This window comes from Methylobacterium aquaticum (genome assembly GCF_016804325.1).
Taxonomy (GTDB): Bacteria; Pseudomonadota; Alphaproteobacteria; order Rhizobiales; family Beijerinckiaceae; genus Methylobacterium; species Methylobacterium aquaticum_C.
The window spans coordinates 1,675,642-1,702,303 of the sequence record NZ_CP043627.1 but is presented as its reverse complement, the minus strand read 5'-3'; the positions used below and the strand labels follow the sequence as shown (position 1 = coordinate 1,702,303).

Here is a 26,662-nt window from a genome sequence, read left to right as displayed (position 1 = left end):
CGCCAGGCACTGAATGCACCCTGAATGCGAAAGGTGCCGGCGTCCGGGGCGCCGGGGCGGTCACATCCTCGTGTGCCGCCGGGTCCGGCTTTCGGGCCTACCGTGGCTTCGCCGTGTGGCTTTCCTGACGTGGATGAACCGATCCGGCGGCGTGTCGGTTATGGTTAAGGCTGTGTTCACCGCGCCGGCCGACCCTGCCGGCCACCAACCAGGGAGAGGCCATGCGCTCCGCCGCTGTCCCGTTCCTCGTCGCCGCATGGTGCTGCGGCGGCGTGGCTTTCGCCCAGGAGGCGGCGCCCGGGGTGATGCCGGCGGCCGCCGTCGCCGAGATGGGGAGCGCGCCCCTGCTGCTGCGCATCCGCCCGCGGGACGAGGCGCCGGAGGACGGTACGGGCGCCGACGCGGCCGGGGCCGCCCGGGAGGCCGAGGCCGCGCGGCAAGCCGCCGTCGCCCGTGCCGCGGCGGCCCGGGAAGCGTTCGAGGCGCGGATCACCGCCCGGGCCAACCGGGCGATCGCCTCGGTCTGCACCGGCTGCCTGGGGCCGCTGCCGCCCTCGGTGGCGCTGGCGCCGCCGGATGCCGTGCCTGCGCCGCCGCGGCTGGTTCCGGCTTCGGTCGCCATGACGGAGCCGTGATCGGCGAGGTTGACCGGCGGTTCGACTTCGCCCTCGATGGTCGCCGATGACCGGTCGGAGCCGCTCCGATCCGGTCGGCTCGGAGCAAGGGACATCGGCGAGCATGGCCGCGGACATCGAACTCGTGTTGTTCGACCTCGACAACGTCCTGTACCACTACGACCGCGCCCGCCGCGTCAACTATCTGTCGGGCATGACCGGCATCCCGGCCGACGTCATCCATGCGGCGATCTGGGATAGCGGCCTGGAGTTCCAGGGCGATAGCGGCGCTCTCTCGCCCCAGGCCTATCTCCAGGCCTTCGGCGAGCGGATCGGGTATCCGGTCAGCCTGACGGAGTGGCTGGCGGCGCGCCGCGCCGCGATGGCGCCCGACACGGAGGTCCTCGCCCTGGTAGAGCGGCTGCGGGCCACGACGGCGGTCGCCATCCTGACGAACAACTCGGAATTGCTGACCGGGCACATCGATGTGTTGTGCCCGGAGCTGCGGCCCCTGTTCGGGGATCGGATCTACGCTTCCGCCTCGTTCCGCACGGCCAAGCCCGATGTCGTTTGCTACCAGCGCTGCCTCGCAGGTCTCGGGGTGAGGCCGTCGGCGGTGCTGTTCACCGACGACCTGCCCGAGAACGTCGCGGGCGCGCGGGAAGCGGGGCTCCACGCCCACCATTTCACGTCGGTCGACGCCTTGCGCCGGGACCTCGCGGGGCGGGGAATGGATGTGGAGGGCGGCGCGTCAGGGCCGCGTAGAGCGTAGGCGGCAGCGCCTCGGCGGCGGGGCGCATCCGGGCAAATTGCTCCATCGTGATCTCCGGATTGTCGGAATCCTGTGCAATGCCAGCCTGGATCTCCGCTTCTTCTGCGTCGGTGAGGGGAGGGAGGCTCGCCCGACGTCTGGTCATGGTGGCCCTTTTGCCGCTGTTGCTCCAACGTTCTGGATCATCCCGGAGTTTTCCATTCATTCAAGATATGTTCGAGTTGGCCGACCGCATTGACACACTCGATGTCATCCTGGGGCCGCGCAGCGGAACCCGGGATCCATAACCGCCAACGATGCAGGATGAAGCGGAATGCTGGCCGCCCTCTCCTTCACTGTCAGCGGTTATGGATCCCGGGTTCTCGTCTTCGACGAGCCCCGGGATTGTCTGTTGGTTCGGTTGTAGAGTGATCCCGTTCCGCCTCGGCGGGATGCCCGGTCCGGATGGCCATCCGGACCGGGCGCGGATCGGTCGAGCGTCCCGGGATGGGGCTCGCGCCCGTCGTCATCTGGCTCGCCGGTCCGCATTCCTCGCCACGCTTGATGAGTTGCCTGGGCCTCTCCTCGACGCCCGCAGACAATCCCAAGCGGCCTCAGGATAGACCCGGATGACCCAACCCGCCACCTCACCCACCCGCTTCATCGGAGCCGATGTCGGCAAAGCCGAGATCGTCCTCCACGACAGCCGCGGCAACGCTCGTCACACCATCCCCAACAAGCCCAAGGACCTCGCCGCCTTCGCCGCCAAAGCGGACCTCGATGCGACCTGCCTCGTCATCTGCGAAGCCACCGGCGGCTACGAGGATGCTCTGCTGGCCGCTCTCCTCGCCGTCGGATGCCCCGCCCACCGCGCCGACGCCCGCAAGGTCAAGGCGTTCATCCACTCCTACGGCACCCTCGCCAAGACCGACGCCCTCGACGCCAAGGCCCTGGCGGCTTACGGCCGGGAGCGCCACACCTCCCTGGCCCGCTGGCAAGCCCCTGATCCCGATCAGGAAAACCTCCAGAGCCTGGTGCTCACCCGCGCCGACTTCGTGGCTCAGCGCACCGCCAACCGCAATCGTCTGGCCGCGCCGGGATCTGGACCCGTCCAGGCTTATCTGGAAACCCTCATCACCGCCCTGTCCGAGCAGATCGAGGCGATCGAGGAGGCGATGGCCGAGACCCTGCGCAAGGCCGCCGCGCTCAGCCGGGCCAAGAAGGCGCTGACCTCGATCAAGGGCATCGGCGACACCTCTGCCATCATCCTGCTCGCCCTGATGCCCGAGCTCGGCCGTATCGACCGGCGCCAGGCGACGTCCCTGGCCGGACTCGCCCCGCATCCCAACCAGAGCGGGACCACCGAGCGCTACCGACGCACAAAGGGCGGACGGCCCGAGATCAAGCAGGCTCTGTTCCTCCCCGCCCTGACCGCTACCCGCTTCAACCCCGTGCTCAAAGACACCTACCAGCGCCTCATCGCAGCGGGCAAAAAGCCCATCGTGGCGATCGTCGCCATCATGCGACGCCTCCTCGTCATCGCCAACGCACGCCTGCGCGATGCCTACGCCGAGGAGCAAAAAATCGCGCTCGCAACCGAAGCCAACTGAGTTGATGACGCCGAGGATGTCAAACCTGTGAAAGACCATCGAACAGGCTTCCAGATAACCCTTGCCTGTCATCTCGCCATGTGAAAGCCCGCTTGCAAGATTTTTCATGCAGACAAGAATGTCGAGCCTCCATCCTGTCGTCGCCCCACCGGTCCCACCACCCTGGACCTCCCGCGCCCGATCGGGCAGGGCAGAGCCATCCCCCCGCCGACCCGAGAGCGACGTGATCCGCCTCCCCATCCCGTTCCTCGCCGCCCTCCTCACCCTCGCCACCCCCGCCCAGGCGATCGTCGGCGGGAGCGAGGCGCCCGACGCCGCCCTCGCGCGCTCCAGCGTGATGGTTTTGTCATCCCGCGGCGGGGTCTGTACCGGCATCGTGCTCGCCCGCGACGTGGTGCTCACCGCCGCCCATTGCGCCGCCCCCGGGGCCGAGCACCGGGTGCATTTTCGCGACGAAGCCGGCTCGCCGGTGCTCCTCGGCGTCGCCGCCCGGGCGGTGCATCCGGGCTACGATGCCGGCGCCATCGCCGGGCGGCGGCGCTCGATCGACCTTGCGCTCCTGCGCACCGACGCCCCCCTGCCGGCCCGCTTCGTCCCGGCCGCCCTCGCCGGGGCGCCGGTCGCCGCCGGCACGCCGCTGACGCTCGGGGGCTACGGCGTGGCGCGGCCCGGCGACCACCGCAGCACCGGCACCTTCCGCACCGCGACCCTGCCGCTGGTCGAGCCCTACGGCCCGAGCCGCATCCTGGTCTGGCTGAAGGGCGCGACCGCCTCCGGCGCCTGCGAGGGCGATTCGGGCGGGCCGATCGCCGGCGCCGGCGGCGTGCTCGCGGTGACCACCTGGGCCAGCGGTTCGGGTAAAGCCGCGTGCGGCGGCGTCTCGCAGGGCGTGCTGGTCGGGCCGCAGCGGGCCTGGATCGACCGCACGCTGGCGGGCTGGGGCGCCGTGCCGCGCTGGGAGTGAGCCGCCCGGGAGGCCCCGGGCTCACGGTTTCGTTCCCGCCCCGGGCAGGTGTCGGTGCGGAACCGCACCCCTCTTGCCAGACTTCACTTGTCGAGCGTGGCCGCACGCTTCTAGGGTGGTTCCATGCGCGTCTCTCCCTTTCGCCTCCGCACCGCTCTGGCCGCCCTCGCGGTGGCTGCGCCCCTCGGCCTGTGGAGCGGCGCCGCCGGCGCCGTGGTCCGGGGCGAGGTGACCCGCGACCCCGACGGCCTGCGCGGCTCGGTGGTGCGGATCGAGAGCACCACCGGCGAGATGTGCTCGGGCTCGCTCATCGCGCCCGACCTCGTGCTGACGGCCGCCCATTGCGTGATGCGCAAGGCCGGCTACTGGGTCGTGGCCGTCGACCGCAACTTCCGCCAGCGCCGCCTGCGGGCGATCGCGGCGGCGATGCATCCGGATTTCGTGCCCGGCACCACGCCCGAGACCCAGCCCGGCACCGACCTCGCCATCCTGAAGCTCGACCAGCGCCTCGGCCCCGATTTCCGCCCCCTCGACACCCGCGCCGGCGGCGAGATCCCGCAGGGCGATTCCGTGGCGATCGCCGGCTACGGCGTGGTGGCGGAGAACCGCCGCGGCTCCGCCCGGGTGCTGCGCCAGGCCCGCCTCGTCTCCCTGGGCGAGCTTCAGGTCGCCAACACCGTCACGGTGGTGGCCGACCGCCACACCCTGGCCGAGACCGCCGGCGCCGGCGCGTGCCTCGGCGATTCCGGCGGGCCGATCCTGCGCGCCGGCCCCGGCGGCTACCAGCTCGTCGGGGTGGTGAGCTGGTCGAGCGGCGCCGCCCAGCAGGGCCGGGTCCGCACCGCCTGCGGCGGCTTCACCGCCGTCACGCCGATCGGCCTGCATGCCGGCTGGATCAACGCGCGGGCCGCCGAACTCTCCCGCTTCGAGCCCGGCGAGGCGATGCCGGCAGGAAGCCGCCCCCATCCGGCGGACTGGACCGGGGGCGGTGACGACAGCTTGACTGTGGCGCGGCCAGGTCTTCCAACGAGCTCCATCAAGTCCTGGAGTTCTCGATGAACCAAGCCGTCTTCAGCCTCGCCCGCATCCTCGTCGTCGTGCTGTTCTGCGTCTCCGGCGCCCAGAAGCTGATGAACCCGGCCGGCGTCGTGGCGGCGGTGTCGGGCAAGGGGCTGCCCTATCCGCAGGTGCTGGCCTGGCTCACCATCGCGGCCGAACTCGGCCTCGGGCTGCTGATCGCGCTGGGCTTCTACGCCCGGACGGCCGCGGTGCTGCTCGCGCTCTTCACCCTCACGACCATCGTGTTTTTCCATAATTTCTGGTCGATGTCGGGCGATGCGTTCCGGATGAACCAGATCCAGGCGATGAAGAACCTCTCGATCATCGGCGGCCTCCTGATGATCGCCGCCGCCGGTCCGGGCCGCTTCGCCCTCAACCGTCGCTGAGCATGGGGCTTTTCGCCTGAAGGCCGGCGCCGGAACGGCGCCGCCCCCGGCACGTTGACCGGCCCTGAAGGGGCGCGATCGGCGGCTGGAGCGGGCGAGGGACATGGCGAGGGACAGGGCCGCGGACACGACACTGCCGGACGCGGCCTTCCGCAGCTTCGCCGAAGGCGCCGGGCTCATGATCTGGCGCGCCGACCGCCAAGCGCAGCTCATCTACGTCAACCCGGCCTGGACCGAGTTCCGCGGCAGGAGCGCCGAGGACGAGCTGGGCCACGGCTGGAAGGACGGTCTCCACCCCGAGGACAGGGCCGGGCACGAGGCGGCGCTCGCCGCGGCCTATGCCAAGCGCCGGCCGCACAGCGCCGAGTACCGCCTGCGCCGCCACGACGGCGCCTTCCGGTGGGTCCACGGCCACGCCTACCCGCTGCACGAGGGTGACGATTTCGCGGGCTTTGCCGGCTCCTGCTTCGACATCACCGAGCGCAAGGAAGCCGAGGAGCACGCTGCCCGGGCGATGGCCGAGCAGGACGCGCTGCTCGCCGAGATCTATCACCGGGTGCGCAACAACCTGCAGGTCACGGTCAGCCTGATCGGCCTCTACGGCCGCGCCGCCGCCGGCCCCTGCCGCCCGGCCTTCGATGCCCTTGGCCAGCGGGTGCGGGCGATCGCCCTGGTGCAGCAGCACCTGCACGAGGCGCCGCAGATCGCCAGCGTCGACCTCGCCGAGTACCTGACCCGCCTCGCGGAAGGGTTGGGTCAGCTGCGCCGGGCCGGGCGGGTTGCCGTGACGGTCCGGGCCGGGCGCACGGCGCTCCTGGAGCCGCGCCGGGTCAACGCGCTGGGCATGATCCTGGCCGAGATCGTCGCCGAATGCCTCGACGGCACCGACGAGGGCTCTGCCTGCGTCACCCGGGTCGAGGTGCCGGCAGGAGAACCGTCCGATCCGGTGCGGGTGCGGATCACCTCGGGCGGCGTCGCCGGCAAGCCGCCGGAGGGCGTGCCGCAGATCGGGCCCCGGCTGATCGCAGCTTACGCGGCCCAGGCCGAGATCGCGGTCTCGGGCAAAGGCACCCCGGAGGCGCCGCTGGAACTGACGCTGCCGGCGTGACACGGTGGCGGCCCGCCCGCCTGGCCTGAGACGGTGGCGGGCGGCGGCCCGCCCGCCTATATGCCGGGTCTTCAGCCCTCATCATCCCTTCGGGTCCCATGCTGCCGCCCATCGACGAGATCGTCTCCAACTTCGAGTTCCTGGACGAGTGGGACGACCGCCATCACTACCTGATGGAGCTCGGCCGCAAGCTGCCGCCCCTGCCCGAGGAAGCCCACAGCGAGGCGAACCGGGTGCGCGGCTGCGTCAGCCAGGTCTGGCTGGAGACGCAGGTCGACCGCTCCGGCCCCGAGCCGCGGCTGCATTTCCGCGGCGACAGCGACGCCCACATCACCAAGGGCGTGGTGGCGGTGTTGATCGCGTTCTTCGACGGCCGCACGGCCTCGGACGCGGCCCGGGCCGACGCCCTCGGCCTGTTCCAGACGCTCGGCCTCTCCGAGCACCTGACGGCGCAGCGCTCGAACGGCGCCCGGGCGATGATGGACCGCATCCGGGCCGACGCCCAAGGAGTCGCGGCGGCGGCGTAAGCGTCGTCGCGCCCTTGCGGCGGCGCCCCCGGGACGGCACATCCCTGTGATCCGCCATTGTCCGGGGAGCCGCATGACCCTTCGCCTGAGCCCGCCCGCCGCCGCGCCGACGGCGCCCGTCCGGCCCGTCACCGTCACGGTCCATGGCCGCGCGGTGACCGACCCCTATGCCTGGCTCAAGGCGGAGAACTGGAAGGACGTGCTGAAGGACCCCGCCGCCCTGCCGGCGGAGATCCGCACCCTCCTGGAGGCCGAGAACACCTACGCGGACGCCGCGCTCGCCGGCACCAAGGCTCTGCGCGAGACGCTGGTCGCCGAGATGCGCGGGCGCATCCGCGAGGATGACGGCAGCGTGCCGGACCTCGATGGGCCGTTTGCCTACTACACCCGCTACCGCGAGGGCGGGCAGCACCCGCTGGTCTGCCGCCGCCCGGCGGCCACGGTCGCCCCCGGCCTCGTCGGCGATCTCGCCGGAGACGGCGAGGAAATCCTGATCGACGGCGACAAGGAAGGGGAGGGGCACGCCTTCTTCAGCCTGGAGGACGCCACCCATTCCGACGACCACCGGCTCGTCGCCTGGAGCGCCGACACCAAGGGCTCCGAACTCTATACGATCCGGGTCCGCGACCTCGCCACGGGCAAGGATCGGGAGGACCAGGTTCTCGCCACCACCGGCGACGTGGTGTGGAGCGGCGACGGCCGCGCCTTCTGGTACGTCGCGGTCGACGAGAACCACCGCCCCGCGACCGTGATGCTGCACCGTCTCGGCACGCCGCAGAGCGACGACGAGACGGTCTACGAGGAGAGCGATGCCGGCTTCTTCGTCGGCATCGGCGAGACCCAGTCCGGCGCCTACCTGGTGGTGACGGCGAACGACCACGAGACCTCGGAGGTCCACCTCGCCGAGCGCGCTACGCCCTTCGCGCCGTTGCGGGTCGTGGCGACGCGCGAGCCCAAGCTGATCTACTCGGTCGAGCATCGCGGCGACGAGTTGTTCGTGCTCACCAATGCCGACGGCGCCGAGGACTTCAAGATCGCGGTGGCGCCCCTCGACGATCCGGCCAAGGCAAACTGGCGCGACCTGATCCCGCATCGCGCCGGGGTCATGATCCGCTTCCAGCACGTGCTGGCCCGCCACCTCGTGCGGTTGGAACTGGAGAATGCCCGGCCGCGGCTGATCGTCCGCGACGCGGAGAGCGGCGCCGAGCATACCGTGGCCTTCGCCGAGGAGGCCTATTCGCTCGGTCTCTCGCCGGGCCACGCCTTCGATACCGATCTGATCCGCTTCACCTACTCGTCGATGACGACGCCGGCGGAGACCTACGATTACCACGCCACCACCCGCGACCGGACCTTGCGCAAGCGCCAGGACGTGCCGAGCGGCCACGACCCGGCGGCCTACGTCACCCGCCGCCTGTTCGCGACCGCGCCGGACGGGGAGCAGGTGCCGGTCTCGCTGCTGCATCGCCGGGACATGCCCCTCGACGGCACTGCGCCGCTGCTGCTCTACGGCTACGGCTCCTACGGCTCGCTGATGTCGGCGGCCTTCCGCACCAACCCGCTCTCGCTCGTCGATCGCGGCTTCGTCTACGCCATCGCGCATGTCCGCGGCGGCACCGAGAAGGGCTGGCGCTGGTACCTCGACGGCAAGCGCGAGAAGAAGCCCAACACCTTCTCGGACTTCGTCGCCTGCGCCCGCGCGCTGATCGAGGCGCGTTATACGGGCGCCGGCCGCATCGTCGCTCATGGCGGCAGCGCCGGTGGCATGCTGATGGGGGCGGTGGCGAACCTCGCGCCCGAGCTGTTTGCCGGCATCGTCGCCGACGTGCCCTTCGTCGACGTGCTCAACACCATGCTCGACGGCGAACTGCCGCTGACCCCGCCGGAATGGCCCGAATGGGGCAATCCGGGCGCCGACCTCCAGGCTTTCGAGACCATCCTGTCGTATTCGCCCTACGACAACGTCGCGGCCAAGGCCTATCCGGCGATCCTGGCGCTCGGCGGCCTCACCGACCCGCGGGTGACCTATTGGGAGCCGGCGAAGTGGGTCGCGCGCCTGCGCGCCACCATGACCGGGGCGGGCCGGTGCTGCTGCGCACCAACATGGAGGCGGGGCACGGCGGCGCGGCCGGCCGCTTCGACCGGCTGGAGGAGGTGGCGCTGATCTATGCCTTCGCGCTGGCGGCGGTGGGGGCGGAGGTGGTGGTTCGGGAGGCTGTTTGAGGCGCAATCCCGTGATCTGGCACCGACTTCGACAACTCTCCTCGTCATCCCGGGGCTCGTCGAAGACGAGAACCCGGGATCCATAACCGCCGACGCGCCAGGATATTGCGATCAGCGTTCCGCTCCATTCGGCATCGTCAGCGGTTATGGATCCCGGGTTCCGCTTTCGCGGCCCCGGGATGACATCGAGGGCTTCACTTCGGTTAGCCAACTCGAACAAACTCCAAGGCCGGTAGAGGATGATGTTCCCTCCGCCGTCACCATCCGGTCACGCCCGCGTGCTGAATCGAGCAGCCCAAGGAGAACCGCGTGACCGGCACCCCCCGCTACGCCCTCTACTTCACGCCGAAGCCCGGCTCGGCCCTCGCCCGCTTCGGCAACGCCGTCCTCGGTTATGACAACCACACCGGCGCGGAGATCTCCCGGCCGGAGGGCCTCGCCGACCTCGCAGGCGTGACGGAATCCCCCAGCGTCTACGGCTTCCACGCCACCCTGAAGGCGCCGATGCGCTTGAGAGCCGGCGTCACCGAGGCCGATCTTCTGGACGCCGCCGCTTCCCTGGCGAAGGATCATCCGCCGGTCTCGGTCGGTCTCTTGCGGGTCGCGACCCTCGGCGCCTTCACGGCCCTGGTCCCGGTAGCCGCCCCCCCGGAACTCGGCCTGTTCGCCGCCGAATGCGTCGCTGCCTTCGAGCCGTTCCGCGCACCCCTGACCGAGGCCGAGACCGCGCGCCGCCGGCCCGAGCGCCTGAGCCCCCGCGGCCGGGCGCTGCTGGCGCGATGGGGCTACCCGCACGTCTTCGAGGAGTTCCGCTTCCACATGACGCTCACCGACGCCCTGCCGGAGGAGGCCCGCGCCCCCTGGCGCGAGCGCCTGGCAGCGGCCTATGGCGAGACTGAACCCCTTACCCTCGACGCCCTGTCGGTGCTGCGACAGGACGGCACCGCGCCGTTCCGGGTCGTGCAGCGTATCGCCTTCGGAGGATGACGCCATGGCCGAACAACTCGGGCTGGACCCCGCCATCGACCCGACCGCCACGGTCCGGGATTGCCGCCTCGGCCGCTATACCGAGGTCGGTCCCCGCACCCGGCTCACCGAGACAACCCTCGACGACTATTCCTACATCGGCAACGATGGCGAGGTGATCTATACGACGATCGGCAAGTTCTGCTCGATCGCCGCGATGGTGCGGATCAATCCGGGCAACCACCCGATGGAGCGGGCCTCGCAGAGCCACTTCACCTACCGCGCCGCGTCCTATTGGCCGGAGGAGTCGAACGAGCCGGCCTTCTTCGACCGGCGCCGGGCCTTGCCCGTCACCATCGGGCACGACGTCTGGATCGGCCACGGTGTCGTCGTGCTGCCCGGGCGCAGCATCGGCACCGGGGCGGTGGTCGGCGCGGGCGCCATCGTCACCCGGGACGTCGCGCCCTACACCATCGTGGTCGGCAACCCGGCTCGGCCCGTGCGCCGCCGCTTCGACGAGGCGGTCTCCGCGCGCCTGATGCGCCTGGCCTGGTGGGATTGGGACCATGACAGGTTGCGCGCCGCACTTCCCGACTTCCGTCAGCTTCCGATCGAGTCCTTCCTTGATAAGTACGCCGGCTAAGCACTGACGATCTGTCATCCGATTGTCGTTGAACGGGCGTTTACGTTCGCCGAACAGGGAAATCGGGCGAGCGGATGCTGGTTGTCGAAAATCTCACGCGTCAATACGGGGCCCGCCGAGCGGTGGACGGGGTCAGCCTGTCGATCGAGCGCGGCAGCTTCGTCGGCGTGATCGGGCGCTCGGGCGCCGGCAAGTCGACCCTGCTGCGCATGCTCAACCGCCTCGCCGACCCGACGGCCGGGCGCATCCTCTACGACGGCACCGACGTGACGGCCTTGCGCGGCGGCGCCCTTCGCGCCTGGCGCGCCCGCTGCGCGATGATCTTCCAGCAATTCAACCTCGTCGGCCGCCTCGACGTGATGACGAACGTGCTGATGGGCCGGCTCAACCAGGTCCCGCCCCACCGCTCGCTCCTGAAATGGTGGAGCGAGGAGGACCGGGCGCTGGCGCTGGCCGCCCTTGAGAATTTCGACATGGGGGCGTTCGCCGCCAACCGGGCCGACCAGCTCTCGGGCGGCCAGCAGCAGCGCGTCGCCATCGCCCGCGCCCTGGTGCAGGAGCCGGAGATCATCCTGGCCGACGAGCCGGTCGCCTCCCTCGACCCGCGCAACACCCGCCTAGTGATGGATGCGCTGGCCGACGCCAACAGGCGCTACGGCATCACCGTCTTGTGCAACCTGCACTCCCTCGACCTCGCCCGCGCCTATTGCGACCGGCTGATCGGCCTCTCCGCCGGCCGGGTGGTGTTCGACGGACGCGGCTTCGACCTCACCGAGGATGTCGCCCGCACCCTCTACGGGCTCGAGGCCGGCGAGGTGATGGACCGCGGCGAGCCCGAGGCGCCGCCGGTGCCGGTGCGCGCGCCCGTCCGCCACGCGGAGGCGCTGAGCGCCTGAGACTTTTTGTTCCGAGAAGGACTTGGATCGATGTTGAACCGTCGCACCCTCGTGGGCGCCGCCGCCCTGATGCTCGCCGCCGGCCCCGCTTTCGCGCAGGACTGGAAGGCGAAGTACCCCGAGCTGACGCTGGGCGTGATCCCGGCCGAGAACGCCTCGGGCACCGTCGACCGCTGGACCCCGCTCACCGCCTATCTCACCAAGGAACTCGGCGTTCCGGTGAAGCTGCGGGTCGCCAACGACTACGCCGCGGTGATCGAGGGCCAGCGCGCCGGCAACATCCAGATCGCCTTCTACGGCCCGGCCTCCTTCGCCCGCGCGGTGATGACCGGCGTGAAGCTCGAGCCGCTGGTCAACCAGAAGCACGAGACCGGTGCCTCGGGTTATTACTCGGTAATCTACGTCCGGTCCGACAGCCCGTACAAGTCGATCGAGGATTTGAAGGGCAAGAACCTCGCCTTCGTCGATCCGAATTCCACTTCCGGCAACCAGGCCCCGCGCTTCTTCCTGCACAAGGCCGGACACGACGTCGACAAGTTCTTCGGCAAGACCTTCTATGCCGGCAGCCACGAGAACGCCGTGCTGGCGCTGGCCCAGGGCACGGCCGATGCCGCCGCCAATCTCTGGAACTCCGAGACCGACACGACCGTCACCCGCATGGCCGCCAAGGGCATGAAGAACCCCGACGGCTCGCCGCTGAAGCAGTCGGATTTCCGCGTCGTCTTCAAGTCCGAGTTCCTGCCCGAGGGCCCGTTCGCGGTCCTCGCCAGCCTACCGGACGACCTGAAGCAGACGATCCGCCAGGCTTTCGTCGACTTCCCGACCAAGGACAAGGCCGCCTTCGACAAGCTCTCGGACGGCAAGGATCTCGGTCTCACTCCGGTGACGCTGAAGGACTACCAGCCGATCATCGACATGCTCCGCCACAACGACGACCAGCGCAAGCGGTCGTAACGCACGGGTCTTCTCCTCTCCCCGCGGGCGGGGAGAGGGGACGCCCGCGCTCGATTGTCTCGCTGGATGCCCTCCCGACGTGCGGGCGCCGATCCGGCTCCGGAGACCCAGAACCCCGTGACCGTCCGCATCGAGACCTTGCCGCCCGAGCGCGAGAGGACGCTGCTCGCCGCCTATTCCGGCGCCGTCGCCTCGACGCGCCGGCGCAACCTGGCGGTCGTCGTCGTCATCGTGGCGCTCTACCTCCTCGCCGGCTGGATGGCCGAGGTGCGGCCGCTCACCTTCGTCGACAACATCCAGAACTTCACCGCCTATCTCGGCCAGATCCTGCCGGTCCTGACCCTCGACAACCTGCCGGCGGATGTCGCGGCCTGGTACTGGGGCCTGCCGAAATGGCTGTCGCTGCTGGGCGAGACCATCCTGATGGCCTATCTCGGCACGCTGTTCGGCGGCATCGCGGCGTTCGGCCTGTGCTTCCTCGCCTCGGCCAACCTGGTGCGTTCCCCGGCCATCCGCTTCTGCGCCCGGCGCTTCCTGGAAGTCTGCCGCACGGTGCCGGAGGTGGTGTTCGCGCTGATCTTCGTCATCGCCTTCGGGCTCGGGCCGATGGTCGGCGTGCTGGCGCTCGCCATCCACACCACGGGAGCGCTCGGCAAGCTCTTCTCCGAGGTGGTCGAGAACATCGACATGAAGCCGGTCGAGGGGCTGACCGGCACCGGCGCGGGCCTCCTCGAGACCGTGCGCTTCGCGGTGGTGCCGCAGGTGCTCTCGAGCTTCGCCTCCTACGCGCTGCTCCGTTTCGAGATCAACGTGCGGGGGGCCGGCGTGATGGGCTTCGTCGGGGCCGGCGGCATCGGCCAGGAATTCCTAGTGGCGATTCGCAACTTCTACTACTCGGATGTGAGCGCGATCCTCGTCCTCATCATCCTCACCGTGGTGGCGATCGATCTGGCCACCGAGGCCTTGCGCCACCGCCTCCTCGGCCGGGAGGCCCACCCGTGAGCCGCCGACCACCTTCCGCCCTGCGCCGGGCCGCGCTCGCCGACCTCGACGGGTTGCGCGCCCGCCACCCGGCGGTCTTCCGGCCTTCGTGGTCCCGCCGCGCCGCCGTGATCGGCAGCCTTGCCGCAATCCTCGGCCTCGCGGCCGTCGCGATGGTCCGGCTCGATTTCTCGCTGCTGCGCATCGTCCACGGCCTGCACCGTCTCGGCGAGTTCGCCGGCATGATGCTGCCGCCCTCCGCGGAGGGTCGCTTCGGCCTGTTCCTGACCGCGTTGGGCGAGACCCTGGCGATCGCCTTCCTCGGCACGCTGACGGCGGCCTGCCTCGCCTTCCCGGTGGCGTTCCTCGCCGCCCGCAACGTGGTGAGAAACCCCTTCCTGCGCTTCGGGGTGCGCCGCGGCTTCGACGTGATCCGCTCCGTCGACGTGCTGATCTGGGCGCTGATCTGGATCAACGTCGTCGGCCTCGGGCCGTTCGCCGGTGCTCTCGCCATCGCCTGCTCGGATTTCGGCGCGCTCGGAAAACTCTTCTCCGAGGCGGTCGAGACCGCCGACCGCAAGGCGCAGGAGGGCGTGACCGCGTCCGGCGGCTCCCGGCTGCACCGGGTGCGGTTCGGCCTGGTGCCGGCGGTGCTGCCGGTGCTCGCAAGCCAGGTGCTGTACTTCTTCGAGTCGAACACCCGCTCGGCCACCATCATCGGCATCGTCGGGGCCGGCGGCATCGGCCAGTACCTCACCGAGCTGATCCGGGTGCTGGAGATGCAGCAGGTCGCCTTCCTGGTGCTGATGATCCTCGTCACCGTGGCGCTGATCGACCTCGTCTCGGGCCGCCTGCGCCGGGCGATCATCGGGGGTGCGGCGCACTGATCCCGACCTGCGTAGGGGCCTGATTCCACCGGGTTTTCGCACCCGCGAAGGGCTGCGAAAACCTCGCGCGGCGCGATTGTCTTACCCGGGGACGCGCGCCTATAAGCCGGCTGTCTCACGAAAGGCCTTGCGGCGTCGAGAGCCCCGCCGGGCGCTCTCCGGGCGCAAGGATCGATCCATCCGCCGGGGAGCACCATGGCCGGGCATTCACAGTTCAAGAACATCATGCACCGCAAGGGCCGCGTCGACGCGGTCCGCTCGAAGGTGTTCTCCAAGCTCGCCCGAGAGATCACCGTCGCGGCCAAGCTCGGCACGCCCGACCCGTCGATGAACCCGCGCCTGCGCGCTGCGATCCTCGCGGCCCGCGCCGAGAACATGCCCAAGGACAACATCGAGCGCGCCATCAAGAAGGCGGCCGGGGGCGACGCGGAGAACTACGAGGAGGTCCGCTACGAGGGCTACGGCCCCGGCGGCGCCGCGCTCATCGTCGAGGCGCAGACCGACAACCGCAACCGCACGGCGAGCGACGTGCGCTCGGCCTTCACCAAGTCCGGCGGCAGCCTCGCCGAGACCGGCGCCGTGTCGTTCATGTTCGACCATGTCGGCCTCGTCGCCTTCGATGCCAAGGTGGCGGACGCCGACACGATGCTGGAAGCCGCCATCGAGGCCGGCGCCGACGACGTGAAGTCCGACGAGAGCGGCCACGAGGTCACCTGCGAGCAGGGATCTCTCGGCGAGGTCGCCAAGACCCTGGAGGCCCGCTTCGGCGAGCCGCGCCGCACCGCCCTGATCTGGCGCGCCCAGAACACCGTCGACGTCGACGACGAGACCGCCGAGAAGCTGATCCGCCTCGTCGAGACCATCGAGGACCAGGACGACGTGCAGAACGTCTTCGTGAACTTCGCGGTCTCGGAGGCGATGCTGGCGAAGATGCAGGGGTGAGACGAGGGGCGGTCGTCGGTGGCCGCCTCGTTCCCGCCTCGCAGGGTCATCCCTGCCTCTTATGACAGTAGTTTTTCGCAAGATTGTTCTGACCCACCCGCGACCTCATCCTGAGGTGCGACCGGAGGGAGCCTCGAAGGAGGGCTCCAGGGATCGCGGAGATTTCTGGAACCCTCCTTCGAGGTCAGTCGATCTTTGATCGACTAACACCTCAGGATGAGGTGGGAGGGTGGGACCTGTCGCCTGCTTCGGCTTTCGCCTGAGCCCGCTCACCCCGGCAGCCGCAGCCTTGCCCGCAAGCCTCCCATCGCCGACCGGTCGAGCGCCAGCCCGCCGCCATACAGCTCCGCCAGTTCCGTCGTGATGGCGAGGCCGAAGCCGTGGCCCGGCACGGTCTCGTCGAGGCGCCGGCCGCGCTGCGCCACCGCCGCCAGCGCCTCCGGCCCGAGGCCCGGGCCGTCATCCTCGATCGCCACCACCACCTCGCCGCCCGAGCCTTCGGCCGATACACGCACCGCCCGCACACACCAGGTGCAGGCATTGTCGATCAGGTTGCCCAGCATCTCGTCGAGGTCCTGGGGGTCGCAGGCCGCGGCGAGGCCGGGCGGGACCGTGCAGGTCACCCGCACGCCCTTCTCGGCGTGCAGCCGCTCCAGGGCCGCCGCGAGGTCGGTGACCGGGCCGGCCAGTTCCGTGCGGGTCCGCGTCGCCCCGGTCAGCGCCGCGCTGCGGGCCCGGCGCAGGTGATGGCGCACGGAGCGGTCGAGATGGGCCACGAGCCGAGACAGCCGCCCGTCCGGGTCGCGGCCCGGCTCGGACAGGGCGAGCGACAGCGTGGCGAGCGGCGTCTTCAAGCCATGGGCGAGGTTCGCCACATGGGTGCGGGCCTGGGCGAGCTGCGCCGCGTTCTGGTCGAGGAGGGCGTTGATCTCGGCGGCGAGGGGCCGGACCTCCGTCGGCTGGGACGCGGGCACCCGCTCGCGCTGCCCCGCCCGCACGGCTTCGAGTTCCTGCCGCAACCGGTCGAGGGGACGAAGCCCCAGGCGCACCTGCGCCACGCCCGCGGCAGCCAGGACCAATCCCAGGACCGCCAGGCAGGCGGCGAGGCTCAGGCCCGCCTCCCGCAGCGGGCCGTTCAGCGCCGCGCGCGGGGCGCTCGCCGCCACCACCGTCCCGTCCGGCAGCGTCAGGATGCGCAGGATCACGGCCTGTCCGTGCGGGCCGGTGCCCTCCGCCGGGCGGGGCCTGTCCTCGTCCTCCGGCACCGCCGGGACGGCGAGGGTGCGCTCCCCGAGGGAGGCCGAGCGCAGGACCGTGGGGCCGCGCTGCACCTGCCAGGTCCAGCCCGAGCCCGGCCGGTCGAAGGGCGGCGCGTCGAGGTCGCGGGAGAGGCGTAAAGCGGGGCCCGGCTCCAGCCCCGAGACCAGGGCGACGATCTGCGCATCGAGCCGGGAATCGATCTGGCCGCGCACGAAGCGGGCGAGGATCAGCGCGATGGCGATCCCCGCCACCACGAGCGCGGTCGCGCCCAGCGCCAGCGCCCCGACGAGCAGGCGGCGCCGCAGGGAGCCGATCTGGCCGAGCCCGATCACGCCGCCTCGCCCGCGGTGAGCCGGTAGCCGTGGCCGCGCACGGTCTCGATCCGGGCCGGGGCGATCTTGCGGCGCAACCGCGTGATGATGACCTCGACCGAGTTCGAATCGACCTCCGCGTCGCCCTCGTAGACCCGCTCCAGCAGCTCGCCCCGGGGCACCACGCCGTCCCGGCGCAGGATCAGGCAGGACAGGACCCGCCATTCGAGCCCGGTGAGCTTGAGCGGCAGCCCGTCGCGGGTGAAGGCGCCGAGGCCGGGATCGAAGGTGACGGGACCGCAGGTCACGGTGGTCGCTCCGTGGGCGGCGGCGCGGCGGACCAGGGCGCGCAGGCGGATCACCAGCTCCTCGACCCGGAACGGCTTCACCAGGTAGTCGTCGGCTCCGGCCTTGAAGCCCGCCACCTTGTCGCTCCAGGCGTCGCGCGCGGTGAGGATCAGCACCGGCAGGGTGCGGCCGGCCGCGCGCCAGCCCTGGAGCACCGCGATCCCGTCGCGCTTCGGCAGGCCGAGATCGAGCACCGCCGCGTCGTAGGTCTCGGTGTCGCCGAGATGCCCGCCGTCCTCGCCGTTATCGGCATGGTCGACGGCGCAGTTCTCGGCGCGCAGGACCCGCAGGATCTCGGCGGCGAGCGCCGCATCGTCCTCGACGAGCAGGAGCTTCATGAGCGGTCGAACCCGGGTGGCAAAGGCGGATTCCGCCGTAGTCCCGGCGGTTTAACCGAACCTGAACGGCCGGGTTCAGGCCCGGTTCCCGGGGCCTGACGTAGAAGAGCGCCAACCCGGACAGGGCCTCATCACACAGGGACGACAGACATGACCGACCGCACCACCATCGAGGGCAAGGCCACCGAGATCGGGAGCAACACGAGCGGTGCCCCGAAGACCGACGCCGTCACCCCCGCGCCAAGCCCCGCCGCGGCCTCCTCGTCGGCGCCGTCGCGGTGCCGCTGGCGCTCGGCGCCGTCGGGTTTTCCCTCGCCCAGCCGGCCCAGACCCCGCTCACCCCCGTCGCCCCGGTCGCGGTGAGCGCGCTCCAGCCCTCCGGCGCCATCGCCGCCAAGGGTGAGGTCGCCGAAATCTTCGGCAACAAGTTCATCCTCCAGGACGGCACCGGCCGGGCGCTGGTCGAGACCGGCCGGGCCGGGGAGGGCGGCACCCTGGTGGCCAAGGGCGAGAGCGTGACGGTGCAGGGCCGGTTCGAGAACGGCTTCCTCCACGCCAGCGTGCTCACCCGGGCCGACGGCAAGACCGAACCCTTGCGCCCGGTGGGCCCGCCCCCCGGCGGCCTCGACTGGGCGAAGGACAAGGCCGGTCTGGGGCCGACCATCGACGTCCCGGCCCTCACCAGGGCGGTCACGGATGCCGGCTACACGGACGTGCGCGTCGCCGGTCGCGGCCCCCGCCACCTCGACGTGGCGGCCAAGGGGCAGGACGGCAAGGAGCGGATGCTCCATGTCGGCTTCGACGGGCAGATCCGGGAGAAGCGGGTGTTCTGAGTATTGACAGATTTCGGGCACGATTGTGCCTGACATATAATTGGTTGTCCCGGGTCTCATCCATGGCGAGGACCTGGGACTACGACACAGGACAAGAGCGCGAAGCCTCTCGACATTGGGATTTTCCATCCACGACCTCATCCTGAGGTGTCAGCCGATCGAAGATCGGCTGACCTCGAAGGAGGGTTCCAGGGATCGCGTGGTATCTGGAGCCCTCCTTCGAGGTCAGTCCATCTTCGATGGACTGACACCTCAGGATGAGGTCGCGGGTGGGAAGGGGGTGAAACCTCACAACGTCGCCAGCACGCCCCCATCCACGTACAGGATCTGCCCGTTGACGAAGTCCGACGCCGCCGAGGCGAGGAAGATCGCCGCGCCCTGCAATTCCTCCACCCGGCCCCAGCGCCCGGCCGGGGTCCGGTTCTTCAGCCAGGCGTCGAACTCGGGATTCTCGATCAGCGCCTGGTTCAACGGCGTCGCGAAGTAGCCCGGGCCGATGCCGTTCACCTGGAGGCCGTGGCGGGCCCAGTCGGTGCACATGCCCTTGGTCAGGTTCTTCACCGCGCCCTTCGAGGCGGTGTAGGGGGCGATCGAGTAGCGCGCCGCCTCGCTCTGGAGGCTGGCGATGTTGATGATCTTGCCGCGCTTGCGCGGGATCATGTGCCGGGCCACCGCCTGGCCGACATAGAACACGCTGTCGAGGTTGACCCGCATCAGCTCGTGCCAGGTCTCGACCGGATAATCCTCCAGCGGCGCGCGGCGCTGGATGCCGGCATTGTTGACCAGGATGTCGAGGGGGCCGATCTCGGCCTCGATCCGGTCGACGCCGGCCTTCACGGCGACCGCGTCGGACACGTCGAAGGCCGCGGCCTCCGCCGCGATGCCCTCGTTCCGCAATTCCGCCACGGCGCCGTCGAGCTTGCCTGCGTCGCGCCCGTTCAGCACGATCGCCGCCCCGGCCCGACCGAGGCCGAGCGCCAGCGACAGGCCGATGCCCTGGCTGGAGCCGGTCACCAGGGCGCGGCGGCCCGACAGATCGAACAAGGCGGTCGACACCGGCGATTCCCTCCCAGATGCATCTCGCGTCCGGCGGGCTTTCGGGCCCGCTCCCGCGGTTGCGCTTATGCCGGAAGGGAAGCATGGTACCGATACCAACGCAAGCGGCATCGCGGCGCCGGAGGATCGGCAGCCAGGGCCCACCGGGAGGAGACTTGTTGCCATGACGCTCGCCGCGCGCATCCACGCCGCCAAGGACCTGCGGGTCGAGCCGATCTCGCTGCGCGAGCCGGAGGCCGACGAGGTCGTGGTGGCGCTCGGCGCCGGCGGCATCTGCGGCTCCGACCTGTCCTATTACGGCAAGGGCCGGGTCGGGGATTTCTCGCTCCGCGAGCCGATGGTGCTCGGCCACGAGGTCGCCGGCACGGTGACGCGGGTGGGTGCCGCGGTCACGAGCGTCAAGCCCGGTGACCGGGTCGCGGTCGATCCGAGCCGGCCGTGCCTGTCCTGCGACTATTGCCGCGCCGGCCGCTCGAACCTGTGCCGCAACATGCGCTTCTTCGGCTCGGCGGCGATCTTCCCGCATGTCCAGGGCGGCTTCAGCGAGCTCTTCCTCGCCCGGGCCGACCAATGCGTGCCGATCCCCGATTCGATGTCGATGCGGGTCGCGGCCTGCGGCGAGCCGCTGGCGGTGGCGCTGCACGGCATCCGGCGGGCGGGCGAGCTGCTCGGCCGCCACGTCCTCATCGCCGGGGCCGGGCCGATCGGCCTCCTGTGCCTGATGGCGGCGAAGCTCGCCGGCGCCCGCCGGATCGTCTGCACCGATCTGTCCGACGCGCCGCTCAGGCTCGCCCGGGAGATCGGCGCCGCGGAGACCATCAACGTCGGGACCGAGCCCGAGCGGCTGGCCGCCTACGAGGCCGACAAGGGCACCTTCGACGTGGCGCTCGAGGCGACCGGCTCGCCCGCGGCGCTGGCCTCGCTGTTTCGGGTCGTGCGGCCCGGCGGCCGGGTGGTGCAGCTCGGCATGATGCCGCCGGGCGACGTGCCGGTGCCGGCCAACCTGCTGATGGCCCGCGAGATCGACTTCGTCGGCGCCTTCCGCTTCCACGAGGAGTACCGCACGGCCATCGCGCTGCTCGCCGCCGGCCGGATCGACGTCGCGCCGATCCTGTCCGCCGAGATGCTGATGTCTCGGGCCGACGAGGCCTTCGCGCTCGCCGCCGACCGGACCAGGGCGATCAAGGTCCATCTGGCCTTCTAGGCTCTGCCATGGCCGAGGGCCGGTCGCCCTCGCGCCGGGCGCCGACGATGCGCGACGTGTCGCGCCTCGCCGGCGTCTCGCCGATGACGGTCTCGCGCACCCTCAGCCAGGCCGGCCTCGTCTCCGGGGAGATGCGGGCGCGGGTGCTGGCGGCGGTGGAGCAGCTCGGCTACGTGCCGGATCGCGGGGCGGGGGGATTGTCGTCGCGGCGCACCGGCTTCGTCGCCCTGCTCGTTCCGACGCTGACCAACCCGAACTTCGCCGACACAGCAGCCGGCCTCACCCAGGCGATGCGCCCGCGCGGCTACCAGCCCCTGATCGGGGTCACCGGCTACTCGGTCTCCGAGGAGGAGGTGGTGTTGCGCGCGATGCTGTCGCGCCGTCCTGACGCGATCGTGGTGTCCGGCATGGAGCGTTCCCCCGCGACCCGCGACCTCCTCGCCCGCGCCGGGGTGCCGGTGGTGGAGATCTGGGACCGGCCGGAGACGCCGATCGACCGGGCCGTGGGGTTCTCGAATCACGAGGCCGGCCGGCTCGCGGCGCGGACGCTGATCGGTCTCGGCGCCACCCGCATCGCCGGGCTCGGGCCGGAGCGCACGGGCGACATCCGCGATTTCCGCGGCGAGGAGCGCCTGAGGGGACTGCGCGACGGCCTCGCCGAGGCGGGGCTGCCGGACGACCTGATCCTGCATCACGGACGGGCGGTGGGGGCCTTCTCCCACGGTGCCGAGGCGATGGCCGAGTTGCTGCGCCGCGGCGGCGCCGAGGCCGTGTTCCTCGTCTCGGACATCTCGGCCTTCGGCGCCCTGATGGAATGCCGGCGCCGCGGCATCCGGGTCCCGGAGGACGTGCAGATCCTCGGCTTCGGCGATGTCGAGATCGGCCGCCAATGCGTGCCACGCCTCTCCACCATCGCGGTCGACGCCGCGGGGATCGGGTTGCGGACCGGTGCCCTGCTGCTCGGGCTCCTCGACGGCGGGGCGGAGGCGCCGCCGGTGATCGATCTCGGGTTCCGGCTCGCCCTGCGGGAGAGCACGCTTCCGCTATGATCCGTCAGGCTAGCCTGGGTTCCGGGGCCGGGCGCTGCCGCAGCACCGGGGCGATGGCCTCCCGCTCGGTCTCCCGGGTGTCGCGCGCGGGCTGCGACAGCTCGACCGGCGGGAACAGGTCCTGCAGCCCGCGCGAGACGCCGGTGAGCACCGGGGCGAACGGCCCGCTGAGCGGCGAGGGGGCCGCGTCGGCCTTGACGAATCGGGAGCTGGACATGTGCAGTGCAAACCTCGCGCCCAGGTTCAACGCGCTGCACCATGGTTTGGTTCACGGGTTTGATTCACGGCCTGCGTGCCGATGAGGGGCGGGCCTCGCGCGGCGCTGCGAACGGGCACCGGGGGCCGGCTTCGCGGCTCTCGCCCGCGCCCCGTCGCGGAAGCAAGGCTCAGTTCTGCGCCGTCGGGGCGATCAGCGTCTCGGTGGCGCCGGCCGGGTCCATGCCGATGCGGCCCCAGCCCGGCAGCTTCAGGGCGGGACGGCGCAGGTCGAGCCCCGCCACCGCCCCGAGGACGTTGATCTCGATCCCCTCGACCCAGCCGAGGGTGAGGCCGAGATAACCGCGGGCCGAGAGCTGCAATCCGGTCCGGCTCGGCGTCCAGGCGATCGGGCGCTCGGAGAAATCCTTGCCCAACGCCGTCGGCGGCAGCGCCACGGCGAGTTCGGGCACCGCCCGCAGCACATGGGCCACGAAGGTGTTGGAGTTCGGCCCCGGCCAGGCGTTGTAGCTGCCCGCCGCGCGGTGCGGGTAGGTCGCGACCGCGGCGCGGATCCGCGGCACGGCGCGCTCTGCCGCCGGGCCGTCGAGGGCCAGCACCACCTGCGGCGGGTTGCCGAACCAGCGCGCATCGGCCGCGTAGGCATCGGTGCGCACCGGCAGGCCCCAGCCGACCACGTCGTAGCGGGTGTAGCGCGGGGCGCCCGCCTCCTTGACGACGATCCAGGTGTGGTGGGCGAAGATGCCCCGCCAGCGCCCGACCCGGGCGGCGTAGATCCGCACCTTCGCGTCCGGCGCGGCCGCGGCCGCGGGCAGGAGCCGGGCGCTCGACCAGTCGGCGGTGGACCAGTCGGGGGCGAGGTCGTCGCGGCTCCACCACCACAGGGCGTGGGCGGCGAGCGGCAGCAGGAACAGGAGAACGAGCGCGAGCACGAGGGTGCGCGCCAGCCAGGCCAGGGCGAGAAGCATGACCGGAAAGATGGCGCCGCGAGCGTGGCGGCGCAACGGGCGCGGCGATCCGCCGTTCGTCCGCGAACCGGAGCCGCACGAGACCGTTGTCGGCAAAGAGATACGCTTGGACGGAGAGGGGAGAGTGCGATGGCCGAGGTGAAACGGGTGCTGGACGCCCTGGTGCGCAGTCGCCGCGGCGGGCTCGCGGCCTCCGCCGCCCTCGGCGGGCTGGCGCTGATCGCCGGCCTCGCCCTGCGGGCGACGCAAGAAGACGCCCCGGCCGCGCAGCCGTCGGCCCGCTCTCCGGCGAAGCCTCCCGCGACGCCGTTCGACGCCGGCGCGCTCAGCGACGACGAGGCGACGCTCTGCCTGCGCATCATGGTGGCGGCCTCGGCCGCCGACGGGGTGATCGATGCCCGCGAGCGCGAGCGGCTCGACGCGGCGGTCGCCGAATCCGGCCTCGACCTCGCCGGCCGGCAATGGCTCGCCCGCGAGCTGGAGGACCCGGCGACGATCGACGAGATCGCCGACCGGGTCCAGGATCCCGAATCCGGCGCCCGGGTCTACGCCGCGGCCCGCCTCGCCATCGACCCCGACACGATGCAGGAGCGCACCTTCCTGCGGATGCTGGCCGAGGCCCTCGATCTCGATGCGGGTGCGGTCGCCCGGGTCGAATCCGGCCTCGCGGCCTGACCGGGGACACGCCGCCATGCAATCCGACGGCCGGCAAGCCCTCGAACTGCTCGCCCGCCTCGGCTACGGCGCCCGCGGCGTCACCTATTGCCTCGTCGGCGGCCTCGCCCTGCTGGCGGCGATCGGCATCGGCGGCCAGACCGGGGGCAGCCGCAGCGCGCTCCTGATCCTGCTGGAGCGGCCCTTCGGCTGGATCCTGCTCGGGATCGTCGCCTTCGGCCTCGCCGCCTTCGCGCTCTGGCGGGTGGTCGAGGCCATCACCGATGCCGACGGCTACGGGCGCTCGGCCAAGGGGCTGGCGACCCGGGCCGGCCACCTCGTCAGCGGCGTCACCTATGGCGGCCTCGGATTCTCGATGATGCTGGCGGCGCTCGGCCGCGGCACCGCCCGCCAGGCCGAGGACCAGGGGGCGCGGGACTGGACCGCCTGGCTGCTGCAGCAGCCCTTCGGCCAGTGGCTCGTCGGCGCCGTCGGGCTGATCGTGATCGGCGCCGGCCTCGCCTTCGCGTGGAAGGCCTGGAAGGGCGACGTGTGCAAGCGCCTCTCCGTGCCGCACGACGCCCGCGACTGGGTGCGCCATGTCGGCCGCTTCGGCTATGCCGCGCGGGCGCTCACCTTCGGGCTGATCGGCGGCTTCCTGATCGCGGCGGCGATTGCCAGCCGGTCGAGCGAGGTCAAGGGCCTCGGCGGCGCGCTGCAAGCCCTGCGGGGCGAGCCCTATGGCTGGGTGCTGCTCGGCCTCACGGCGGCGGGGCTCGCCGCCTTCGGGGTGTTCGGCCTCGTCCAGGCCCGCTACCGCCACATCGACCCGCCGGACCTCGACGCGGCGCGCCGCGCCGTGGAGGATATCGCGCGATAAGAGTCACCGGAGGACATGGTCTTGGATACGCCGCTGCCGCTCCGCACCGAGTTCCTGTTCCGCATCGCGCTCACGGTCGGGGCGCCGCAGGCGATCGGCCCCTCCCGCGGCACCGAGCTGCGGGTCGTGCCGGTGACCGGCGGCACCGTCTCGGGCCCGCGCCTCGAGGCTGAGGTTCTGCCCGGCCCGGCCGGCGACTGGCTGCGGGTCGAGTCTGATGGCACCACGCATCTCGACGTGCGCCTGACGCTTCGGGCGTCGGGCAGCGGCCTCGTCTACTGCCAGTATACCGGCCTGCGCGCCGGCCCGCCGGAGGTGCTGGCCCGCCTGGGTCGTGGTGAGGCGGTGGCGCCGGAGGCGTATTACTTCCGCACGGCGTTGCGCTTCGAGACCGGGGCGGAGGATCTGGCCTGGCTCAACCGGATCGTCGCGGTGGGGGTAGGGCAGCGGCTGCCGGAGGGGCCGGTTTACGATGTGTATGGGGTGATGTGAGGCGGCTGAAGCTCGGAGAATCGATCCCGCTGTGTCCAGGGACTGTCTTGAGTTCCCGCAGCAAAATTGACACCCTCCGCGTCATCCCGGGGCCGCGCAGCGGAGCCCGGGATCCAGAGCCGCGGATCGTTCAGAAAAAAGCGGATTGCGGTCCGCTTTATCCTTGTGCAACTGTGGTTCTGGATTCCGGGCTCCGCTGCGCGGCCCCGGAATGACGCGGTGAATTCAAAATCTGTAGAGATCCACCAAGCAGATCGGCACGCCACGACGCCCGGACAAACGTCGAGCCGGTACCTCAGCGCCGGTTCCCCTCCAGGAACGCCCCGATTCGCTCCAGCGCCCGGGAAATATTCTCCGCCGAGTTCGCGTAGGACAGGCGCAGGTAGCCCTCGCCATGCACGCCGAAATCCGGCCCGCCGATCGTCGCGACGCCGGCCTCCTCCAGCAGCGCCGAGGCCAGGGCCTTGGCCTTCCAGCCGGTCTCGGAGATGTTCGGGAAGGCGTAGAAGGCGCCCTTGGGGGTGATGCAGGACACGCCCGGCAGGCGGTTCAGCCCCTCGACCACGAGGAGGCGGCGGCGGTCGAACTCGGCCATCATGGCGGCGACGCAATCCTGCGGCCCGTCGAGGGCCGCGATGCCCGCCCATTGCGTCGCGGCGTTGACGCAGGAGAACGAGTTCACCGCGAGCTTGCGGGCGGCATCGTAGAGCGGCGCCGGCCAGACCGACCAGCCGAGGCGCCAGCCGGTCATCGCGTAGGTCTTGGAGGCGCCGTCGAGGTAGATCAGCCGGTCGCGGATCTCCGGATAGGCGAGCAGCGTGTGGTGGCGCTCGCCGTCATAGGTCATCGTACCGTAGATCTCGTCCGACATGATCGTCACGTCGGGATGCGCGGCGAGGCCGGCGACGAGCTTGTCGATCTCGGCCTTCGGGGTCACGCCGCCCGTGGGATTGGCGGGGGAATTGAGGATCAGCAGGCGGGTGCGCGGGGTGATGAGCGAGAGCGTCTCCTCGGCCGAGAAGGCGAAGCCGTTCGCCTCGCGGATCGGCACCGGCACCGGCGTCGCGCCGGTGAACTCGATCATCGAGCGGTAAATCGGGAAGCCCGGATCCGGATACAGGATCTCGGCGCCCGGCTCGCCGAACATCAGGATCGCCATGAACATGGTGACCTTGCCGCCGGGCACGATCATCACGCTGTCGGGCGAGACCTGGACGCCGAGGCGCCGGTCGAGGTCGCGGGACACGGCTTCCCGCAGGGGCAGGATGCCGGTCGCCGGGGTGTAGCCGTGGTGCCCGTCCTGGAGGGCCTTCACCGCCGCCTCGACCACGTGGGGCGGGGTCGGCATGTCGGGCTGGCCGATGCCGAGATTGATCACGTCGCGGCCGGCCTGGGCGAGAGCCGTGGCGCGGGCGAGGACCGCGAAGGCGTTCTCCTCCCCGATGCGCGAGAAGGCGGGGACGATCACGGGCATGGCGGTCTCTCGTTTCCTCGATGGCGTGCGAGGGATGGCGTGCGAGGCGGGGCGCGCGAGGCCCCGCC

General features: G+C 71.1%; 27 protein-coding genes and 1 pseudogene. 22 read left to right on the top strand and 6 right to left on the bottom strand.

Going from position 1 to position 26,662, the window contains the following annotated elements; translation table 11 throughout:
- The first annotated feature begins 221 nt into the window (after positions 1 to 221).
- The 16 genes and pseudogenes from F1D61_RS07560 (at position 222) to F1D61_RS07485 (ending at position 15,511) form a co-directional block, all read left to right on the top strand.
- The gene (locus tag F1D61_RS07560; RefSeq protein WP_203157302.1) at positions 222 to 635 is read left to right on the top strand and encodes a hypothetical protein; all 414 of its coding nucleotides are present in this window, start codon (positions 222 to 224) and stop codon (positions 633 to 635) included.
- A 103-nt stretch (positions 636 to 738) separates the two neighbouring features.
- A complete protein-coding gene (locus tag F1D61_RS07555; protein WP_246775768.1) occupies positions 739 to 1,386 on the top strand; it encodes an HAD family hydrolase in 648 nt (215 codons plus the stop codon).
- A 608-nt stretch (positions 1,387 to 1,994) separates the two neighbouring features.
- A complete protein-coding gene (locus F1D61_RS07550) occupies positions 1,995 to 2,975 on the top strand; it encodes an IS110 family transposase (RefSeq protein WP_203153548.1) in 981 nt (326 codons plus the stop codon).
- Between the two features lie 223 nt (positions 2,976 to 3,198).
- On the top strand, positions 3,199 to 3,939 hold the full coding sequence (locus F1D61_RS07545; RefSeq protein WP_246775767.1) for a S1 family peptidase: 741 nt from the start codon (positions 3,199 to 3,201) through the stop codon (positions 3,937 to 3,939).
- 123 nt (positions 3,940 to 4,062) lie between these two features.
- Positions 4,063 to 4,998 carry a S1 family peptidase gene (locus F1D61_RS07540; RefSeq protein ID WP_203157296.1) on the top strand — a complete coding sequence of 312 codons (936 nt, stop codon included), beginning with the start codon at positions 4,063 to 4,065 and terminating at the stop codon, positions 4,996 to 4,998.
- The gene (locus F1D61_RS07535; protein WP_203157294.1) at positions 4,995 to 5,384 is read left to right on the top strand and encodes a DoxX family protein; all 390 of its coding nucleotides are present in this window, start codon (positions 4,995 to 4,997) and stop codon (positions 5,382 to 5,384) included. The genes F1D61_RS07540 and F1D61_RS07535 overlap by 4 nt, the downstream gene beginning before the upstream one ends.
- 103 nt (positions 5,385 to 5,487) lie before the next feature.
- A complete protein-coding gene (locus tag F1D61_RS07530; RefSeq protein ID WP_203157292.1) occupies positions 5,488 to 6,492 on the top strand; it encodes a sensor histidine kinase in 1,005 nt (334 codons plus the stop codon).
- A gap of 98 nt (positions 6,493 to 6,590) precedes the next feature.
- Positions 6,591 to 7,019, top strand: a complete 429-nt coding sequence (locus F1D61_RS07525; RefSeq protein WP_203157290.1) for a SufE family protein — start codon at positions 6,591 to 6,593, stop codon at positions 7,017 to 7,019.
- 73 nt (positions 7,020 to 7,092) lie between these two features.
- Positions 7,093 to 9,242, top strand: a pseudogene (locus tag F1D61_RS07520) (S9 family peptidase).
- Between the two features lie 309 nt (positions 9,243 to 9,551).
- Positions 9,552 to 10,229 carry a DUF1045 domain-containing protein gene (locus F1D61_RS07515; protein ID WP_203157288.1) on the top strand — a complete coding sequence of 226 codons (678 nt, stop codon included), beginning with the start codon at positions 9,552 to 9,554 and terminating at the stop codon, positions 10,227 to 10,229.
- A 4-nt stretch (positions 10,230 to 10,233) separates the two neighbouring features.
- The gene (locus F1D61_RS07510; protein WP_203157286.1) at positions 10,234 to 10,851 is read left to right on the top strand and encodes a chloramphenicol acetyltransferase; all 618 of its coding nucleotides are present in this window, start codon (positions 10,234 to 10,236) and stop codon (positions 10,849 to 10,851) included.
- A gap of 74 nt (positions 10,852 to 10,925) precedes the next feature.
- Positions 10,926 to 11,747, top strand: a complete 822-nt coding sequence (gene phnC, locus F1D61_RS07505) for a phosphonate ABC transporter ATP-binding protein (RefSeq protein ID WP_203157284.1) — start codon at positions 10,926 to 10,928, stop codon at positions 11,745 to 11,747.
- Positions 11,748 to 11,777: 30 nt separating this feature from the next.
- Positions 11,778 to 12,701, top strand: coding sequence for a phosphonate ABC transporter substrate-binding protein (phnD, locus tag F1D61_RS07500; RefSeq protein ID WP_203157282.1), 924 nt, complete (start codon positions 11,778 to 11,780; stop codon positions 12,699 to 12,701).
- A 117-nt stretch (positions 12,702 to 12,818) separates the two neighbouring features.
- Positions 12,819 to 13,703, top strand: a complete 885-nt coding sequence (gene phnE / locus F1D61_RS07495; RefSeq protein WP_246775766.1) for a phosphonate ABC transporter, permease protein PhnE — start codon at positions 12,819 to 12,821, stop codon at positions 13,701 to 13,703.
- Positions 13,700 to 14,569 carry a phosphonate ABC transporter, permease protein PhnE gene (gene phnE, locus F1D61_RS07490; protein ID WP_203157276.1) on the top strand — a complete coding sequence of 290 codons (870 nt, stop codon included), beginning with the start codon at positions 13,700 to 13,702 and terminating at the stop codon, positions 14,567 to 14,569. The genes phnE (F1D61_RS07495) and phnE (F1D61_RS07490) overlap by 4 nt, the downstream gene beginning before the upstream one ends.
- 195 nt (positions 14,570 to 14,764) lie before the next feature.
- Positions 14,765 to 15,511, top strand: coding sequence for a YebC/PmpR family DNA-binding transcriptional regulator (locus F1D61_RS07485; RefSeq protein ID WP_203157273.1), 747 nt, complete (start codon positions 14,765 to 14,767; stop codon positions 15,509 to 15,511).
- A 269-nt stretch (positions 15,512 to 15,780) separates the two neighbouring features.
- Here the strand turns inward: F1D61_RS07485 and F1D61_RS07480 are convergent, their stop codons facing one another.
- The gene (locus tag F1D61_RS07480) at positions 15,781 to 17,103 is read right to left on the bottom strand and encodes a sensor histidine kinase (protein WP_246775765.1); all 1,323 of its coding nucleotides are present in this window, start codon (positions 17,101 to 17,103) and stop codon (positions 15,781 to 15,783) included.
- Positions 17,100 to 17,768, bottom strand: coding sequence for a response regulator (locus tag F1D61_RS07475; protein WP_203157272.1), 669 nt, complete (start codon positions 17,766 to 17,768; stop codon positions 17,100 to 17,102). Before F1D61_RS07475 ends, F1D61_RS07480 begins: the two co-directional genes overlap by 4 nt.
- A 278-nt stretch (positions 17,769 to 18,046) precedes the next feature.
- Here F1D61_RS07475 and F1D61_RS07470 point away from each other — a divergent pair, with 278 nt between their 5' ends.
- Positions 18,047 to 18,601 (top strand): DNA-binding protein, encoded by a 555-nt coding sequence (locus tag F1D61_RS07470; protein ID WP_246775764.1) that lies wholly within the window; start codon positions 18,047 to 18,049, stop codon positions 18,599 to 18,601.
- A gap of 288 nt (positions 18,602 to 18,889) precedes the next feature.
- Here the strand turns inward: F1D61_RS07470 and F1D61_RS07465 are convergent, their stop codons facing one another.
- On the bottom strand, positions 18,890 to 19,657 hold the full coding sequence (locus tag F1D61_RS07465) for an SDR family oxidoreductase (RefSeq protein WP_203157270.1): 768 nt from the start codon (positions 19,655 to 19,657) through the stop codon (positions 18,890 to 18,892).
- A gap of 163 nt (positions 19,658 to 19,820) precedes the next feature.
- On the opposite strand from F1D61_RS07465, the gene F1D61_RS07460 reads away from it, so the two are divergent.
- Together F1D61_RS07460 and F1D61_RS07455 are read left to right on the top strand one after the other, a co-directional pair.
- Complete coding sequence (locus F1D61_RS07460; protein WP_203157268.1) at positions 19,821 to 20,861, top strand: L-idonate 5-dehydrogenase; 1,041 nt, start codon at positions 19,821 to 19,823, stop codon at positions 20,859 to 20,861.
- A 47-nt stretch (positions 20,862 to 20,908) separates the two neighbouring features.
- Positions 20,909 to 21,910 (top strand): LacI family DNA-binding transcriptional regulator, encoded by a 1,002-nt coding sequence (locus F1D61_RS07455; protein WP_203158964.1) that lies wholly within the window; start codon positions 20,909 to 20,911, stop codon positions 21,908 to 21,910.
- Between the two features lie 4 nt (positions 21,911 to 21,914).
- Here F1D61_RS07455 and F1D61_RS07450 read toward each other — a convergent pair whose 3' ends face one another.
- Together F1D61_RS07450 and F1D61_RS07445 are read right to left on the bottom strand one after the other, a co-directional pair.
- Complete coding sequence (locus F1D61_RS07450) at positions 21,915 to 22,127, bottom strand: hypothetical protein (protein ID WP_203157266.1); 213 nt, start codon at positions 22,125 to 22,127, stop codon at positions 21,915 to 21,917.
- A gap of 169 nt (positions 22,128 to 22,296) precedes the next feature.
- A complete protein-coding gene (locus F1D61_RS07445) occupies positions 22,297 to 23,094 on the bottom strand; it encodes a DUF3750 domain-containing protein (RefSeq protein ID WP_203158963.1) in 798 nt (265 codons plus the stop codon).
- A gap of 129 nt (positions 23,095 to 23,223) precedes the next feature.
- Here F1D61_RS07445 and F1D61_RS07440 point away from each other — a divergent pair, with 129 nt between their 5' ends.
- From F1D61_RS07440 to F1D61_RS07430, 3 genes are read left to right on the top strand one after another with little or no spacing between them, the layout of a single operon-like run.
- Positions 23,224 to 23,769 (top strand): tellurite resistance TerB family protein, encoded by a 546-nt coding sequence (locus tag F1D61_RS07440; protein WP_203157264.1) that lies wholly within the window; start codon positions 23,224 to 23,226, stop codon positions 23,767 to 23,769.
- Between the two features lie 16 nt (positions 23,770 to 23,785).
- Positions 23,786 to 24,628, top strand: a complete 843-nt coding sequence (locus F1D61_RS07435; protein WP_203157262.1) for a DUF1206 domain-containing protein — start codon at positions 23,786 to 23,788, stop codon at positions 24,626 to 24,628.
- Between the two features lie 21 nt (positions 24,629 to 24,649).
- Complete coding sequence (locus F1D61_RS07430) at positions 24,650 to 25,120, top strand: DUF3237 domain-containing protein (protein WP_203157260.1); 471 nt, start codon at positions 24,650 to 24,652, stop codon at positions 25,118 to 25,120.
- Between the two features lie 295 nt (positions 25,121 to 25,415).
- Here the strand turns inward: F1D61_RS07430 and F1D61_RS07425 are convergent, their stop codons facing one another.
- The gene (locus F1D61_RS07425) at positions 25,416 to 26,594 is read right to left on the bottom strand and encodes a pyridoxal phosphate-dependent aminotransferase (RefSeq protein ID WP_203157258.1); all 1,179 of its coding nucleotides are present in this window, start codon (positions 26,592 to 26,594) and stop codon (positions 25,416 to 25,418) included.
- Positions 26,595 to 26,662 lie beyond the last annotated feature (68 nt).

Bases quoted from the DNA above. Each gene is read 5' to 3' on its own strand.
- F1D61_RS07550 (WP_203153548.1), top strand. From the start codon at position 1,995: ATGACCCAACCCGCCACCTCACCCACCCGCTTCATCGGAGCCGATGTC.
- F1D61_RS07440 (WP_203157264.1), top strand. From the start codon at position 23,224: ATGGCCGAGGTGAAACGGGTGCTGGACGCCCTGGTGCGCAGTCGCCGC.
- F1D61_RS07485 (WP_203157273.1), top strand. From the start codon at position 14,765: ATGGCCGGGCATTCACAGTTCAAGAACATCATGCACCGCAAGGGCCGC.
- phnC (WP_203157284.1), top strand. From the start codon at position 10,926: ATGCTGGTTGTCGAAAATCTCACGCGTCAATACGGGGCCCGCCGAGCG.
- F1D61_RS07525 (WP_203157290.1), top strand. From the start codon at position 6,591: ATGCTGCCGCCCATCGACGAGATCGTCTCCAACTTCGAGTTCCTGGAC.
- F1D61_RS07530 (WP_203157292.1), top strand. From the start codon at position 5,488: ATGGCGAGGGACAGGGCCGCGGACACGACACTGCCGGACGCGGCCTTC.
- F1D61_RS07445 (WP_203158963.1), bottom strand. From the start codon at position 23,094: ATGCTTCTCGCCCTGGCCTGGCTGGCGCGCACCCTCGTGCTCGCGCTC.
- F1D61_RS07535 (WP_203157294.1), top strand. From the start codon at position 4,995: ATGAACCAAGCCGTCTTCAGCCTCGCCCGCATCCTCGTCGTCGTGCTG.
- F1D61_RS07435 (WP_203157262.1), top strand. From the start codon at position 23,786: ATGCAATCCGACGGCCGGCAAGCCCTCGAACTGCTCGCCCGCCTCGGC.
- F1D61_RS07455 (WP_203158964.1), top strand. From the start codon at position 20,909: ATGCGCGACGTGTCGCGCCTCGCCGGCGTCTCGCCGATGACGGTCTCG.
- F1D61_RS07460 (WP_203157268.1), top strand. From the start codon at position 19,821: ATGACGCTCGCCGCGCGCATCCACGCCGCCAAGGACCTGCGGGTCGAG.
- F1D61_RS07450 (WP_203157266.1), bottom strand. From the start codon at position 22,127: ATGTCCAGCTCCCGATTCGTCAAGGCCGACGCGGCCCCCTCGCCGCTC.
- F1D61_RS07475 (WP_203157272.1), bottom strand. From the start codon at position 17,768: ATGAAGCTCCTGCTCGTCGAGGACGATGCGGCGCTCGCCGCCGAGATC.
- F1D61_RS07540 (WP_203157296.1), top strand. From the start codon at position 4,063: ATGCGCGTCTCTCCCTTTCGCCTCCGCACCGCTCTGGCCGCCCTCGCG.
- F1D61_RS07560 (WP_203157302.1), top strand. From the start codon at position 222: ATGCGCTCCGCCGCTGTCCCGTTCCTCGTCGCCGCATGGTGCTGCGGC.
- phnD (WP_203157282.1), top strand. From the start codon at position 11,778: ATGTTGAACCGTCGCACCCTCGTGGGCGCCGCCGCCCTGATGCTCGCC.
- F1D61_RS07510 (WP_203157286.1), top strand. From the start codon at position 10,234: ATGGCCGAACAACTCGGGCTGGACCCCGCCATCGACCCGACCGCCACG.
- F1D61_RS07425 (WP_203157258.1), bottom strand. From the start codon at position 26,594: ATGCCCGTGATCGTCCCCGCCTTCTCGCGCATCGGGGAGGAGAACGCC.
- F1D61_RS07555 (WP_246775768.1), top strand. From the start codon at position 739: ATGGCCGCGGACATCGAACTCGTGTTGTTCGACCTCGACAACGTCCTG.